This is a genomic window from Streptomyces sp. NBC_00442 (genome assembly GCF_036014195.1).
Lineage (GTDB): Bacteria > Actinomycetota > Actinomycetes > Streptomycetales > Streptomycetaceae > Streptomyces.
In genome coordinates this window covers 548075-562351 of the sequence record NZ_CP107918.1, presented here as the reverse complement: position 1 = coordinate 562351, position 14277 = coordinate 548075, and the positions used below count along the sequence as shown (strand labels likewise).

Annotated in this window: 13 protein-coding genes; 5 read left to right on the top strand and 8 right to left on the bottom strand. The window is 72.7% G+C overall.

Going from position 1 to position 14277, the window contains the following annotated elements; genetic code table 11:
- Positions 1-246 precede the first annotated feature (246 nt).
- Positions 247-1494 (bottom strand): MFS transporter, encoded by a 1248-nt coding sequence (locus OG432_RS02575; RefSeq protein ID WP_328307263.1) that lies wholly within the window; start codon positions 1492-1494, stop codon positions 247-249.
- Between the two features lie 238 nt (positions 1495-1732).
- On the opposite strand from OG432_RS02575, the gene OG432_RS02570 reads away from it, so the two are divergent.
- The 5 genes from OG432_RS02570 to OG432_RS02550 all read left to right on the top strand — a co-directional run bounded on the left by OG432_RS02570 (position 1733) and on the right by OG432_RS02550 (position 6906).
- Positions 1733-2755 (top strand): LacI family DNA-binding transcriptional regulator, encoded by a 1023-nt coding sequence (locus OG432_RS02570; RefSeq protein WP_328307259.1) that lies wholly within the window; start codon positions 1733-1735, stop codon positions 2753-2755.
- Between the two features lie 57 nt (positions 2756-2812).
- Positions 2813-3112: a hypothetical protein gene (locus tag OG432_RS02565; protein WP_328307258.1), complete on the top strand. Its 300-nt coding sequence runs from the start codon at positions 2813-2815 to the stop codon at positions 3110-3112.
- A gap of 141 nt (positions 3113-3253) precedes the next feature.
- Entirely contained in the window at positions 3254-4438 is a 1185-nt protein-coding gene (locus OG432_RS02560) for a thiolase family protein (RefSeq protein WP_328307257.1), read from the top strand.
- 55 nt (positions 4439-4493) lie between these two features.
- The gene (locus OG432_RS02555) at positions 4494-5930 is read left to right on the top strand and encodes an aldehyde dehydrogenase family protein (RefSeq protein ID WP_328307255.1); all 1437 of its coding nucleotides are present in this window, start codon (positions 4494-4496) and stop codon (positions 5928-5930) included.
- Positions 5931-5982: 52 nt separating this feature from the next.
- On the top strand, positions 5983-6906 hold the full coding sequence (locus tag OG432_RS02550) for an AEC family transporter (RefSeq protein WP_328307253.1): 924 nt from the start codon (positions 5983-5985) through the stop codon (positions 6904-6906).
- A 33-nt stretch (positions 6907-6939) separates the two neighbouring features.
- Here OG432_RS02550 and OG432_RS02545 read toward each other — a convergent pair whose 3' ends face one another.
- The 7 genes from OG432_RS02545 to pelF form a co-directional block, all read right to left on the bottom strand.
- Positions 6940-7893 (bottom strand): endo alpha-1,4 polygalactosaminidase, encoded by a 954-nt coding sequence (locus OG432_RS02545; protein ID WP_328307251.1) that lies wholly within the window; start codon positions 7891-7893, stop codon positions 6940-6942.
- Entirely contained in the window at positions 7890-8552 is a 663-nt protein-coding gene (locus OG432_RS02540) for a spherulation-specific family 4 protein (protein WP_443058542.1), read from the bottom strand. The genes OG432_RS02545 and OG432_RS02540 overlap by 4 nt, the downstream gene beginning before the upstream one ends.
- Positions 8549-9457, bottom strand: a complete 909-nt coding sequence (locus OG432_RS02535) for an NAD-dependent epimerase/dehydratase family protein (RefSeq protein WP_328307248.1) — start codon at positions 9455-9457, stop codon at positions 8549-8551. Before OG432_RS02535 ends, OG432_RS02540 begins: the two co-directional genes overlap by 4 nt.
- A 7-nt stretch (positions 9458-9464) precedes the next feature.
- Positions 9465-10178 (bottom strand): nucleotidyltransferase family protein, encoded by a 714-nt coding sequence (locus OG432_RS02530; protein ID WP_328307247.1) that lies wholly within the window; start codon positions 10176-10178, stop codon positions 9465-9467.
- Between the two features lie 31 nt (positions 10179-10209).
- Positions 10210-11211, bottom strand: a complete 1002-nt coding sequence (locus OG432_RS02525) for an SDR family NAD(P)-dependent oxidoreductase (RefSeq protein WP_328307245.1) — start codon at positions 11209-11211, stop codon at positions 10210-10212.
- Between the two features lie 121 nt (positions 11212-11332).
- Positions 11333-12721 carry a hypothetical protein gene (locus OG432_RS02520; protein WP_328307243.1) on the bottom strand — a complete coding sequence of 463 codons (1389 nt, stop codon included), beginning with the start codon at positions 12719-12721 and terminating at the stop codon, positions 11333-11335.
- A complete protein-coding gene (gene pelF / locus OG432_RS02515; protein WP_328307241.1) occupies positions 12718-14268 on the bottom strand; it encodes a GT4 family glycosyltransferase PelF in 1551 nt (516 codons plus the stop codon). Before pelF ends, OG432_RS02520 begins: the two co-directional genes overlap by 4 nt.
- Positions 14269-14277 lie beyond the last annotated feature (9 nt).

Here is a 14277-nt window from a genome sequence, read left to right as displayed (position 1 = left end):
GGGGCCGTACGGATACGGGTCGTGGGCCGGCGCGCCCTCAGGTGCGTGCCTGCCCCGTATCCGTATGGGGTACGGATCGTGGGCCGGTGCGCGCTGTCAGGTGCGTGCCTGCCCCGAACCCGTACGGATACGGGTCCGGACGCGGCGCGCTCGTCAGGTGCGTGCCGGGCCGGGCCCGTACGGATGGGAGTCCGGGGGCGGGCGGCGCGCGTCTCCTGAATGCGCCCGGCCCCCGGTCCTGGCGGCTCAGCGCACGGACCTGATCGGGCGCACCGCGAGCGCGCCCAGGACCGAGAGGGCCGCCCCGGCCAGGAACAGGGCGGTGTAGCCGCCGCTGAGCGAGACGATCAGCGAAGCCGCGAACGGGGCGATGATCTGCGGACCGGCGTTGGCCACGTTCAGTACCCCCATGTCGCGGGCGGCGTCCTCGGCCTTCGGCAGGACCAGGGTGACCAGCGCGGTGTCGACCGCCATGTAGCAGCCGAAGCCGAGGCCGTTGACGACCGAGAAGGCGATCATCGCGGTCCAGCCCGGCGAGACGGCAGGGATGACCAGGGCCGCCGCGGAGAGCGCGGCCGACGCCCCGACGAACAGCTTGCGCCGGTCGTAGCGGTCGGAGAGCCAGCCGCCGAGCACGGTCGAGACCACCATGGCGACCGCGTTGACCGGCATGAGGATCGCCACCGCGTGCTCGGGCGAGAGCCCCGACGGCAGCCGGGTGTGGTCCTGGAGGATGTAGAGCTGATATCCGGCCACCGAGAAGTAGCCGAGGACGAGGAGCGCCCGGCCGATGAACGCCCAGCGGAAATCGTGGTTCCTCAGCGCTCCGGTGAACGCCGCGAGCTGTCTCGCGAATGGCAGCGGGGCCTTGGCCGGCCGTCGCTCCTCGCGGGTGCCCGCGGTGAAGACCACCGCGGTGGCGGCGAGGAGCGCGCCGAAGATCAGGTAGCCGGTGCGGTAGTGGTCGGAGAAGGCGGCGCCGAGCAGGGCGCCGACGACGGATCCGAACGGCAACCCGAGCCCGACGGCGGCCGACGCCCTTCCGCGTGCGGCCATCGGTACCCGGTCGGGCACGACCGAGGTGAGGGCGGCCTGGTACACGTTGAGGACGGCCTGGCCCAGGCACCACACGATGGTGACCAGCGCAATCGTATGGACCGTGCCCAGCAGGAACATCACGGGCAGGGCCAGCAGCCCGCCGCCGAGGATCCAGGGATTGCGGCGCCCCGAGCGGTCGGAGAGGGCTCCCGCGACGGGGTTGAACACCGTCGCGAAGATCGCGGAGACACCCGACACGAGCCCGAAGCCGGCGACCTTGTGCGCCGCGTCGATGTGCTCGATCTGCAGCGCGAGCAGCACGCCGGGCACGCCTATGTAGAGCGCGTACATGGCGGTGTTGCCGAGCAGGAGCAGCGGCAGCAGCCCGCGTGCGGGGCGGGGAGCCGGAGCGGTGACGGGCACCGGAATGCCGGTGCCCGGAGAGGAAAGAGCCACGCTGCCCTCCGAGAGGGAATGAGGCGGACGAGGGTGCACGAGCGGTCCGGTGCGGCGGCCCCGACCGGCCGGAACGGCCGGCTCCGGGTGGTCGGGACCGCCTGGTGACACCCCTGGCCCGGTGCGGTGCGAAGCCGTGGTGACACGTGTCAGTTTCTCGTGTAACCACTGTGTAGCATCGAATTCACGCCATCCGCTAGACCCCGGCCGGTACGCGTCTGGAAGGATGCCGAGCGCGATGAGCCAGACACCCAAGCAGCCTGCCGACCGTCCCGTCCCGACCAGTGCCGATGTGGCCCGCCTGGCCGGGGTCTCCCGGGCGACCGTCAGCTACGTGCTCAACAACACCTCGGCCGTGCGGATCAGCGAACCCACCCGGATCAAGGTCCGCGCCGCCGCCGAGGAGCTGGGGTACGTGCCCCACGCCGCGGCCCGCAGCCTGCGCGCCGGGCACACCCGGATCGTGCTGCTGCCCACCGCGCACATCCCGGTCGGCCCGCTCTACAGCCGGTTCTTCAACGAGCTCCAGTGGGAGCTGCGCCGGCTCGACTACACGGTCGTCCAGTACGGAAGCCTCGGCCTGAGCGGGGACGACGCGGCCCGCGCGTGGGCCGAGCTGAGGCCCGTCGCCGTGGTGTCCCTGGGCGAGATCGCCCTCACTCCGCAGGGCGTCCAGCTGCTCAAGCGCTCCGGCGCACGGGCGGTCATCACCCTCGGGCCGCAGCGCGTCGAGGGCGCCCACGCGCTCGTCATGGACCAGCGCGAGATCGGCGAGAGCGCCGTCGCCCACCTCCGCGACCGGGGCCGCCGCCGCATCGGCGTCCTGATGCCCGCCGAACCCGGCCTGGAACTCTTCTCCGAGCCGCGCCTGGCCGGCGCCCGCAAGGCGGTGCACGGCACCGACGCCGCGGTCGAGCCGGTGACGATGGCCTACACGGAGGAATCCGCGGCCGAACTCGCGGGCCACTGGCGGGAGTTGGGCCTTGACGCGGTGTTCGCCTACAACGACGAGTACGCGATGCTCCTGATGCGCGCCCTCCAGGACGCTGACATCGATGTCCCGGGAGCCGTCTCCGTGATCGGCGCCGACGACCTGCTCCTCGGCAGGCTGCTGCGCCCCCGCCTCAGCACCGTCCATGTGGAGATGGTGACCGGCCGCCACCTGGCCGAGCTGGTCGACCGCGTGGTCCGCGACCCCGACGGCGCGCCGGAACGACACGACCTGATGGGCGCACGGGCACTGCCGCGCGAATCGAGCTGACGGCCGCGGCCGGTGCGGCGGGGTGCGGCCGGGGCGCCGCGTGTCTAGCGTCGGAGCATGAGCAACCAACCGCACCACGCGAGCCGTCACCCGCGGCGCTTCGAGATCCTGCTCGTGCCCGAACACGTCGATGACCGGGGGAGCGCATCGGTCGCGGACAGCGCCGTGCGGTCCGCCGTCGTCGAGGCGACCGGGGAGACGGGTGTCTCGGGATACCCGCGCTACGCCGGCCACGGCATCGAGGCCGAGATCGACTCCGCCACGCGCGCGGTGGAGGCGCTGCTCGTCGACGGGTCCGAACTCGACATCGGCCTGTCGGCCGTGGTCAGGGAGGTGCCGGGGTCACCGCGCCGCTGAACCCCTCTTTCCGGGGTCCGTTGACAGCGGACGGCGGGGCAGCAGAGACTCGGGCGCGACCCTTCATGAACATCACTTCACTGGGCGAACGGGACGCCACCGCGGCCTCGGAGCGCTGAAGAGATCCGTGGGAGAGACCCGATGAGCATCCGCGACGTGTACATCGTCGACGCCGTCCGCACCCCGATCGGAAAGTTCGGCGGCGCGCTCGCCTCCGTACGGCCCGACGACCTCGCCGCCCACGTGGTCGCGTCGCTGGTGGACCGTGCCCCGGACCTCGACCCCGCGCGCATCGACGACGTGTACTTCGGCGACGCGAACGGCGCGGGCGAGGACAACCGCGACGTGGCCCGCATGGCGGTGCTCCTGTCCGGGCTGCCCGTCTCGGTGCCCGGCGTCACCGTGAACCGGCTGTGCGGCTCGGGTCTGGAAGCCGTGATCCAGGCGGCCCGCGCGATCGCCGTGGGCGACGCCTCCATCGCGGTGGCGGGTGGCGTCGAGTCGATGTCCCGCGCGCCCTTCGTGGTCCAAAAGCCCGAGCGCGCTTATCCCGCCGGCCACCAGCAGATGTACTCGACCACGCTCGGCTGGCGCATGACCAACCCGAGGATGCCCGCCCAGTGGACGGTCGCGCTCGGCGAGGGAGCCGAACTCGTCGCCGACCGGCACGGCATCACCCGCGAACAGCAGGACGCGTTCGCCCTCGACAGCCACCGCAAGGCCGCCGACGCCTGGGCCAAGGGTCTGTACGACGGCGAGGTCGTCCCGTACGAGGGCATCGACCTGGTGCGCGACGAGTGCATCCGCGAGTCCTCCACCCCGGAGGCGCTCGCCCGGCTCAAGCCCGCCTTCCGCACGGACGGTTCGGTCACCGCGGGCAACGCCTCCCCGCTCAACGACGGAGCCGCCGCTCTGCTCCTGGTCGACGAGGAGGGGCTGCGCGCCACCGGCCGCGAGCCGCTCGCCCGCATCCGCAGCTCCGCCGTGACCGGCATCGAACCCCAGCTGTTCGGGCTCGGCCCCGTGGAGGCCGTCCGCAGGGCGCTCACCAAGGCGGGCAAGGAGTTCGGCGACCTCACCACCTTCGAGCTGAACGAGGCGTTCGCCGCCCAGGCGCTCGGCTGCCTCGCCGCGTGGCCCGGCCTGGACCCCGCCGTGGTCAACCCCCGGGGCGGTGCCATCGCGATCGGCCACCCGCTCGGCGCCTCCGGCGCCCGGCTCGCCGGGGCCGTCGCCCACCAGCTCGCCGCCGCCGGCTCGGGCACCGGACTCGCCGCGCTGTGCATCGGCGTGGGTCAGGGCATCGCCCTCGTCCTGGAGCGCTGAACAGACCCGAGGCAGGACGACCCGAGGCCGGACGAGACGTGACGGGAGTTGTTTCATGAACCTGCTCGACCCCAAGACGTGGCAGCCCACCCCGCTCCTCGGGGGTGAGCGGGAGGTCGTGGAGCCCGCCACCGGGGAATCGCTCGGTGTCGTGAGCCTGGCCGCTGACGGCGATGTCGGCGCGGCGGCCAGGTGCGCCGCCGCGGCCCAGTCCGCCTGGGCGCGCACCCCGCACTTCGTACGGGCGGCGGTCCTGCGCCGGGCGGGCGACCTCTTCGCCCACCACGCCGACGAGCTGCGCGCATGGCTGATCCGCGAGTCCGGATCGGTGCCGGGCAAGGCCGACTTCGAGCTCCATGTGGCGGCCCAGGAATGCTACGAGGCGGCGGCCCTCGCCTCCCGGCCGCTCGGCGAGGTGCTGCCGAGCGAGCAGCCGCGGCTCTCCTACACCCGCCGGGTGCCGGTCGGGGTGACCGCGGTGATAGCGCCGTTCAACGCCCCGCTCATCCTCTCCATCCGTTCCGTCGCCCCGGCGCTCGCGCTCGGCAACGCGGTCCTGCTCAAGCCCGACCCGCGCACCGCGGTGTGCGGCGGGCTCGCGCTCGGGGCCGTCTTCGCGGAGGCGGGCCTGCCCGAAGGGCTGCTCCACGTCCTGCCGGGGGGCGCAGGGACCGGGCAGGCGCTCGTCGCCGACCCGCTGGTCCCCGTCATCTCGTTCACCGGATCGACTGCGGCCGGGCGCCGCGTCGGCGAGGCCGCCGGGCGTCGACTCAAGCGCGCACACCTGGAGTTGGGCGGCAACTCCGCTCTCGTCGTGCTCGCCGACGCCGACATCGAGGGCGCGATAGCCCAGGCCACCTGGGGATCCTTCTTCCACCAGGGCCAGATCTGCATGACCACCGGCCGCCACCTCGTGCACGCTTCCCTCTACGAGGAGTACGTGGAGCGGCTCGCCGCCAAGGCCGACGCGCTGGCCGTCGGCGACCCCTACCGGGAGCAGGTCCACCTCGGACCCGTCATCGACCGCGCCCAACTCGCCAAGATCAAGGACCTGGTGGCGTCCAGCACGGCGCGCGGCGCCCGCCTGGCCGCCGGCGGAACCCACCAGGACCTGTTCCACCGCCCCACCGTCCTCGCCGATGTCGACGACCACACCCCGGCCTACGCCGAAGAGGTCTTCGGGCCGGTCGCACCGGTACGCCCCTTCGCCACCCTCGACGAGGCCGCGGTCCTGGCCGCCGCCGGCCCCTACGGCCTCTCGCTCGGCATCGTCACCCGTGACACCGCGCTGGGCCTGGAACTCGCCGACCGCATCCCGACCGGGATCGCCCACATCAACGACCAGACCGTCAACGACGAGGCGGTCGCGCCCTTCGGCGGGATCGCGGCGTCCGGGACGGGCGCCCGCTTCGGAGGCTCGGCCAACCTGGAGGCGTTCACCGAACTGCGCTGGACCACCGTGCGCCGAGAACCGGCGGACCACCCCTTCTGAGCGGCGCGACCCCGGTCGCGAGCGGCGGACACCGCTCGGGCATCCTGGGAACGTGCACTCGGTCGCCTCCGGCTTTCTGCCCATCTGGATCATCACCGCGTTCGGCTGGGCAGCCGGGCGGTTCAACCTGCTGGGCGACCAGGCGCAACACGTCCTGGGTCGTTTCGCGTTCACCTTCGCCATGCCCGCGCTGCTGTTTCTGACCATGGCGAAGTCGCGGCCCGGCGAGCTCGCTCAGCCCGGCGTGGCGGTCTTCGCCCTCAGCCTGCTCGCCGTGTTCGCCGCGGGGCTCATGGTGAGCGCGCGGCTGTTCCGGCGCAAGAAGGCCGAGCAGGCGATCGGCGCGATGGCCGCCTCCTACATCAACTCCGCGAACCTCGGCATCCCGGTCGCCGTGCAGGTCCTGCACGACACGTCGTTCATCGTGGCCGCGGCCCTCTTCCAAATGCTGTTCATCACGCCCGTGATCCTCGTGCTCATAGAGCTCGACGTACGCCGCGACGCGGACAGGCCCTGGCTGCGGATGCTCCAACTCCCCGTCCGCAACCCGGTGGTGGGGGCTTCGATCGCGGGCGTGGCCGTCGCCGCGCTCGGCCTGAAGCTCCCCGCCGCCGTGACCTCACCGCTCACCATCCTCGGCGGCGGGGCCGTTCCCGCCGCCCTGTTCGCGCTCGGCATGTCGCTCACCGGCAGGGCCGCGTCCGACCCGGGGGAGCGGGCCGAGCGCACCCTGCTCGTCACCTTGAAGACCGCCGTCCAGCCGCTGCTCGCCTATGTGCTGGGGAGGTGGGTCTTCGGGCTCGGCGGCCACGAGCTGTTCGCGGTGGTGCTCTGCTCCGGGCTGCCCACGGCGCAGAACGCGTTCATCTTCGCCTCCGAGTACCGGCTCGACACCGCGCTGGCCCGGGACACCGTGCTGCTCTCGACGCTGCTCTCGATGGCGTCCCTCTCCCTGATCGCGGTGCTCCTCGGCTGACGTGGCCGACCCGGCCGACGACGGGGCCGGCGCTCAGCAGGGCTGCCGCCAGACGTCCAGCTTGAGGTTCTTGCGCATCGAGGAGAGCCCGAGCTTGTCGGACTCGGCGCAGAAGTCCTTGGTCGGCAGCTCGTACTCGACGTGGAACACCGCCTTGTCGGCCTTCACGAACGGCGTGAGCAGGGCGCACTCGTCGTACTGCGCGCACTGTTCGTTGACCGCGAACTCGAAGGCCGGCACCAGTTCCGGGACCTGCTGGAGGTCGTTCTTGAGTCCCACCGCGAGGCCCCGCGCATGCGCGATCGTGGAGAGCATGCGGTTGTAGGCGAGCTGGTCGGCCGCCGTGAGCGGAAAGCCCGTCTTGTTGAGGTAGCCGTCCATGAGGTCCGGCTCCACCCCGTCGAAGCCCTTCTCCTTGCACATGTCGAAGCGGCGCTCCATCAAGGGCCGCAACACGTCGATGCGCCGGATGTCCAGCCAGCGCTCGCCGTCCCACCCGTTGTTCTCGCCCCGCACCCCGGCGGGGAAGTCCTCCTTGTCGGGCCGGAAGTTCTCCCAGGCGCCCGCGTTGATGTAGCAGATCGCCTTGCGGCCCTCGCGGTGCAGCGCGGCGACGTCGGCCGCGGTGTTCTCGAAGCCGTCGATGTCGTACACCGGCACATCGGGGCCCTCGTTGACCCGGCCGTTGAGCTGCCACTGCCATGCGGTGCCGGGCCTGGGCCGCCAGATCGTCGCCTTGGCCGGACCGCTCCCCGAAGGGGAGGGAGAGGCGGGCGACGGCGAGGCGGCGGACCGGCTGGGCGCGGGGGCGCCGGGAGAGGCGGGGCGGGAAGGGGCAGGGGCGTGCGCGCTCGTGGTCGGCGTGGGCTCGTCCGGGCCGTCCGCGTCGTCGTCGGACGCGCCGGACGAGCAGGCCGTGGCGAGGAGCAGAAGGGCGACGGCGGTGGACAGGAGCGCCGTCGGCGTACGGGCCTGGGTGCGGTTCATGGTGTCTTTCCGGGAAGCACGGGCGGCAGCGCCGCCCACGGATTGGGCAACTCGCGCCCGACCACGCAGCACACGCCCGCGCCGCGCTCGCCCGCCGTGCGCAGGGCGAGCGCGAGAAACGCGTCGGGCACGCCGTACACCAGGTGGCACAGGCGCTCCGGCGGCTGCCGGTCGGCCCAGCCGGGCCTGGTGAAGGTGGACACATAGGTCGACCAGTGTCCCTCGAAGGTGACGATCAGATCGGCCACCTTCAGATATCCCGGCGCGGGGTGCACGCCGGGATTGAGCACCAGGTTCGCCCCGCCGGCGTGCCGGGCGGCACGGGCGACGCGGCGCACGAACGGCAGGCCGGTGCGGTCGGCGGGGGCCCGGTCCAGGAAGAACCCGTCCGCCCCGTACCAGTCGCGGTGGCGCTCGATGTCGCGCACCACGTCGGCCAGGGAGCGCGCGCCGTAGTCGAGATCGACGTAGCCGAGCACCCGGACACCGGCCGCGCGCAGCGCCTCGACCGGACCCGTGAACGCCGGGTCGGGCAGCTCGCCCGGCCCGTCCGCGGCGTTGAGCACCACCCCGTACAGGCCGGACGCCGCCTCGGCGAGCCGCTGCCAGGCGACCGGGTCCTCGGCGGGGTGGACATAGAGCGGAACCAGCAGCATCAGTGCACCGGTTCCCGGTCGGGCTCGGCCCGGACGGCCGTCCACAGCGCGGACACCGAGTCGGCGAGCGAGTGCCGGGCGGACCAGCCGAGCGCGGTGCGCGCCGCGGCGGGATCGGAGCACTGCCACGGCACGCCCGCCGAACGGTCCGAGCCCTCGGCGTCCTCCTCGATTTGGCCCTGGAACCCGGCGACGCGTGCGAGCTCGCGCACCAACTCCCTTACGGGGACGGCTTGTCCGGCCGCCACGTTGAGTACCGGAGGCAGCGGGGTGCCGCCGGTCGCCGCGAGGACCGCGGCGTGGGCGACGTCCCGCGCGTCGACGAAGTCGCGGTGCGCGGAGAGGTCACCGAGCCGCACCACGGAGTGCGGTTCGAGGTCGCGCAGCCGGCGGGCGAGCCGGCCCGGCAGCCCCGCGGCGGGCGCGCCGGGACCGACCGGGTTGGTGATCCGCAACACCACCGCGTCCAGACCCGAGGAGGTCACGGCCAAGGTGCCCGCCAGTTTGGTGGCGCCGTACAGCGTGGTGGGATGCGTCGCCGACCGCTCGGTGACGCGCTCCCCGATCCCGGTCGGCCCGTACTCGGCGGCCGAACCGAGGTGGACGAGCCGCGCGCGGGGCGCGGCCTCCCGCAGCGCCGCGCACAGCACGGCGGGCGCCCGTACGTTGAGTTCGGCCAGCGCCACGGGCTGTGGGCCGACCGCCCCCGCGCAGTTGACGACGGCGTCGGGGGCGACGGAGAAGAGCAGCTCGGCGAGCGGCCCCGGGGTGACGGTGGCGAGGTCCACGGCGAGGTCGGCGCGGGGCCCCCGCCCGCCGCTGAGGAACTGCACGCCGGGCAGGGCGCGCAGCTCCCGGGCGACATGGCCGCCCAGGTAGCCGCTGTGACCCAGTACGAGGATGCGCATGGGACGGTCAGGCCCCCTTGAGCAACAGGGAGCGGTGGGTGGTGAACTCGGCGTTCGCCCGGTCGTAGTCGTCCGGGCGGCCTATGTCGAGCCAGTAGCCCTCGAACGCGTAGGCGTGCGGCGGGGTTTCGGCCTTGAGCAGGTCGAGGACCAGCTCGTCGAAGCCCAGCGGGAGGCCCGGGGTGTAGTGCGCGAGCGTGTCCAGGGACAGGCCGTACACCCCCATCGAGACCCGGTAGTCCATGCTGGGCTTCTCGGTGAAGCCCACCACCTTGGTGTCGTCGGTGGTCAGCACGCCGAAGTCGATGTGGACCTTCCGCGCGTAGGTGGCGATCGTCAGCGGCGCCCCGCTGGCCCGGTGCCGGGTGAGTACGTCCGCGTAGTCGAGGTCGGTGAGGATGTCCCCGTTCATGACGAGGAAGGACTCGGGCAGCCGCTCGCGCATGGTGAGCAGGGGGCCGATGGTGCCCAGGGGGCTCTCCTCGGTGCTGTAGTCGATCTTCAGGCCCCAGCGTTCGCCGTCGCCCACGTAGGCACGGATGATGTGGCCCAGGTGGCCGATGGCGATGGTGCAGCTGGTGAATCCGGCGGCCGCGAGCTGCCGCAGCACGATCTCCAGGATCGCGTGCTGGTCGCCGATCGGGACCAGCGGCTTGGGCAGCGCCGTGGTGTACGGCCGCAGCCGGACACCCTTGCCTCCGGCCAGTATCACTGCGTGCATGGGAGCCTCCCTGAGAGTGGGGACTGCAGAGTCAGATGTTGTAGATGCCGGTCTTGTAGCGCGCGAGGTTGCCCGGGTCGCGGAAGAACTCCGCGGTCCGCTCAAGGCCCGACTCCAGGCCGAACCCCGGCTGCCAGCCGGTTGCTTCGGCGAGCCGGCTCGCGTCCGCGACCAGACGCATCACTTCGGAGTTGGCGGGTCTGATGCGCTGATCGTCCTCGCGGACGTCGAGCTCGGCGCCCATCACCTTGCCGATGAGCCGCACCAGGTCCCCGACCGAGATCTCGGTGCCGGTCCCCGCGTTGAACGTCCGTCCCACCACCCGCTCGGCGGGGGCGGTGCCCACCGCGAGGAACGCCCGCGCGGTGTCCGCGGCGTACGTGAAGTCACGCGTGGGACGCAGATCGCCGAGGGTGATGGTGCGCGAGCCGGACGCGACCTGGCCGATGACGGTGGGGATCACGGCCCGCATGGACTGGCGCGGCCCGTAGGTGTTGAAGGGGCGCAGCGTCACCACGGGCGTGCCGAAGCTCGCGTAGTAGCTGTCCGCGAGCCGGTCCCCGCCGGCCTTGGAAGCGGCGTACGGGGACTGGGTGTTGATGGGGTGGTCCTCGGTGATGGGGACGGTCTGCGCGGTGCCGTACGTCTCGCTGGTCGAGGTGTGCACCAGGCGCGGGGTCTCCAGGGCGCGGACCGCCTCAAGGACGTTGAGGGTGCCCGTGACGTTGGTGTCCACATAGCTGTGCGGGGCCTGATAGGAGTACGGGATCGCGATGAGGGCCGCCAAGTGGTAGACGGCTTCGGCCCCTTCGATCAGGCCGCGCACCGAACCCGGGTCGCGGACGTCACCGAGGACGACGTCCACCTGGTCCAGGACGTCGGCGGACAGCGTCTCCAGCCAGCCGTACGACGAGAAGGAGTTGTACTGGGCCATCGCGCGGACGCGGTGGCCCGAGGCCACGAGGGCCTCGGTGAGGTGGGAGCCGATGAAGCCTTCGGCTCCGGTGACGGCGACAAGCGGTGCGGAGGTCAACTGCCGCTCCTCTCAACGTGGTTCGGTAGGTGCAGTGTTCGGTGCGTTCGGTGATCGTTCAGGTGCGGTGGGTGAGGCCCGTGGTGCGGCCGGTGTGCCGGGCCGGGCCGTGGTGCGTGGGTCAGGAGTGCGCGGTGGGACGTCCCAGCAGATGCAGGGTGCTGCCCGTCAGGACGAGGGCGGCGGCCGTACAGCAGAGGTATTCGGTGAGCAGCGACGGCACCGGCGCGAGGAAGCTCGCCGACGCGACCCCGGCCGCGGCCGCCAGGCTCACCGCGGCCGGCAGCCAGGCGATGCCGAACGCCTGGAGCAAGAGCGCCGTCCACAGCAGTGCGGCGAGCGCGAGCAGTGGCGCGGGCTCGGCGCCGGTGAGCAGCGCCGCGGGGAACAGCGGGAGCAGATAGACGAGCAGACAGCCTCCGAGGACGGCGGCCGAGCGCCAGCGGAAGGCGGCCGGGGTGGCCGTCGCGCGCAGCGCCGCGACCGACAGGCCCCGGTAGCGGTAGAGCAGCCATTCGGCGGGCCCCATGCTGAGGGTGAGGGCGATCACCGCGAGGGGATGCCGCTGTCCGGCGAACGCCACGAGCACCCCGGCGGCCAGCCCGAACAGGCCGTAGGGGAGCGACGACACGAGCCGTGGGACCACCGGCGCCGCGGCCGCGGGAAGCTTCAGCGTCTCGCGCAGGCAGTGGACGACGGCCGCCACCACCAGGGCCAGCGTGAACACGCTGATCCCGATCCGCAGCGGCGCGCCCGGCTCCTTGAACACCAGCGCCGCGGCCCCCGCCATCAGCGGGGTGAGCGCCGCGAGCAGGAGCCGCTCGCGAGCCAGCACGAGCAGGATCCCCGCCGCCGCGAGATAGCAGGACTGTCCGGCCACGAAGAACGCCGCCGGACTCGGCCCCGAGATCGCGAGCCCCGTCACGAAGGCGAACAGCGCGCCGAGCGGGGCGCCGACCCTCAGGGTGCGGGCCGCCTCGGCCCGTCCCGAAGCCATCCGCAGATAGGCGCGGTGACCGAGGCCCTGTCCCCAGGCCCACGAGATCAGTCCCGCCACGACCAGGGCGAGCACCGCCCGGTCGCTCTGCCACAGCCGGGCCGTGAGCGGGTAGGCGAGGCCGGGCAGTGCGAACAGGGCGCCGCGAAGACCGCAGCGCACCGGGTCGGGCTTCCAGGGATCGGCGGCCGCGGGCGGCTCGGGGAAGCTGCGCGGTACCCGCGTGTACAGGTCCTCCGCGAGCGAGAAGAGGTTGCCGTGCCCGTACTCGTCCGCGATCTGCTGGGCCGTCAGTCCCTCCGATTCGAGCAGCGCCGCCACCTCGTAGGCGTGCACCGCCGGCCCTATCTGCTCGGCGAGCTGGGCCGCGAGCCGGTCGACCGCGGCGTCCTTGCCCCAGCGTGCGGCCCGCCGGCGCGGCAGGCGCAGGGTCATCGTGGACTCCGTCGCGAGCCGGAGCATCAGCGTGTCGTCGCGGCCGTCGGGCGGCTCCAGACGGATGGGCCCGCTCACCCCGCCACCCGGCTCAGTCCGTCGGCCGGCACTCCGGCCGGCACCAGGCGCAGCGCCATGGTGGCGTCCGCGCTGTCGTTCCTGCGTCGCGCCGGGACGAGCCCGCCGCGTACGGACAGTTCGAGGTAGATCGCCCGGAACGTGTCGACGGTCTGGCGCAGCGTGAACTGCTCGACGACGCGCAGCCGTGCCGCTTCCCCCATCGCCGCCCGCCGCACCGGATCGCCCAGGAGTTCCAGGGCAGCCGCCGCCATCGCGTCCGGATCGCGCGGCGGCACCACGAGACCGGTCTCGCCGACCGCCTCGCGCACCCCGCCCACATCCGTGGAAACGGTGGCCCGGCCGCAGCTCATCGCCTCGATCAACGTGAAGGGGAAGCCCTCGCTGATGCTGGACAGCATCACCACGTTGCCCGCGGCGTAGGCGTCCCTGATGTCCTCGACACGGCCCTCGAAGGTGACCGCGTCACCCTGGCCGAGCGAGTCGGCGAGCGCCTCGCACCGCTCGCGGTAGGCCTCGCCCCCGCGCGGCGTGCCGCCGAACAGGCGCAGGCTCGCCGCGGGGAGTTCGGCGCGCACCTTGGCGAACGCGCGGATGAGGGTCTCCAGGTCCTTGATGGGGTCGACTCGCCCTGCCCAGCTCAGGGTTGGAGCGCTGGGCTCGGGGCCCGCGGGCGGGAACGCCGCCGGGTCGACCCCGTTGTAGACGGTGCGTATGAGCTCGGGATCGGCCCCGCCCTGCTCCTCCCACAGCCGGTTGTACTGGTTGCCCGGAGTGATCAGCGCGGCCCTGCGGTACGTCTCCTCGGCTAGGAGCCGGAAGAACCCGAGCAGCACCGCCTTGACGGGCCAGCGGTACGGCGCGGTCCGGTATCCCAGATAGCGCTCGCGCAGATAGACCCCGTGCTCGGTCAACAGAAGTGGTACGCCGTGCAGTTCGGCCCCCACGAGTCCCGGGAGCACGGCCACTCCGCCACTGACGGCGTGGGACACGCCCTGGCTCGGCGGGGTCGCGGCCAGCGGCCGCAGCGCGTGCTCCAGGAGCGCGGTCGCGGTGACCGCGTCGTGCAGGGTGGGCCTGGCCTCGCGCACGGCGAGTCCCGGCCGGTTCCACACCTCGGTCATGACCCGTATCGCCGCGTCGCCGCGGAGCGCGGGACTGAGCTGTCCGTCCCTCGCGGCCCGCGCCATCTCGTAGAGGGCCGGGCCGAACCCGTCCTCGGCCGACGGGTCGAGCAAAGCGGTCAGAAAGCGTTCGTACGCCGTCATGAGGCGCCGTTCCTGTCGGCCGCGCGGGGCCGAACCACCGGGCGCGGGGCCCCACATGGGGACCGATACGGCCTCGGCGGCGTGCGGCGGAAGGTCCCAGACGGTCGCTTCGCGTCCGGTGCCGGTCACCGCGATGATGTCGAAATCTATGTCGGGCATTCCGGTGACGAGCTGGTCGCACCAGACGCTCACCCCGCCGTGGCTGTGCGGATAGGTGCCCTCGGTGAGCAGGGTGACCCGCGCCGCGCCGGAGCGCGGCGCGCGGTGTGGTACGTGCATGCGTGCGCT

Bases quoted from the DNA above. Each gene is read 5' to 3' on its own strand.
- OG432_RS02565 (WP_328307258.1), top strand. From the start codon at position 2,813: ATGAGCAACCAACCGCACCACGCGAGCCGTCACCCGCGGCGCTTCGAG.
- OG432_RS02570 (WP_328307259.1), top strand. From the start codon at position 1,733: ATGAGCCAGACACCCAAGCAGCCTGCCGACCGTCCCGTCCCGACCAGT.
- OG432_RS02545 (WP_328307251.1), bottom strand. From the start codon at position 7,893: ATGAACCGCACCCAGGCCCGTACGCCGACGGCGCTCCTGTCCACCGCC.
- OG432_RS02560 (WP_328307257.1), top strand. From the start codon at position 3,254: ATGAGCATCCGCGACGTGTACATCGTCGACGCCGTCCGCACCCCGATC.
- OG432_RS02555 (WP_328307255.1), top strand. From the start codon at position 4,494: ATGAACCTGCTCGACCCCAAGACGTGGCAGCCCACCCCGCTCCTCGGG.
- OG432_RS02530 (WP_328307247.1), bottom strand. From the start codon at position 10,178: ATGCACGCAGTGATACTGGCCGGAGGCAAGGGTGTCCGGCTGCGGCCG.
- OG432_RS02535 (WP_328307248.1), bottom strand. From the start codon at position 9,457: ATGCGCATCCTCGTACTGGGTCACAGCGGCTACCTGGGCGGCCATGTC.
- pelF (WP_328307241.1), bottom strand. From the start codon at position 14,268: ATGCACGTACCACACCGCGCGCCGCGCTCCGGCGCGGCGCGGGTCACC.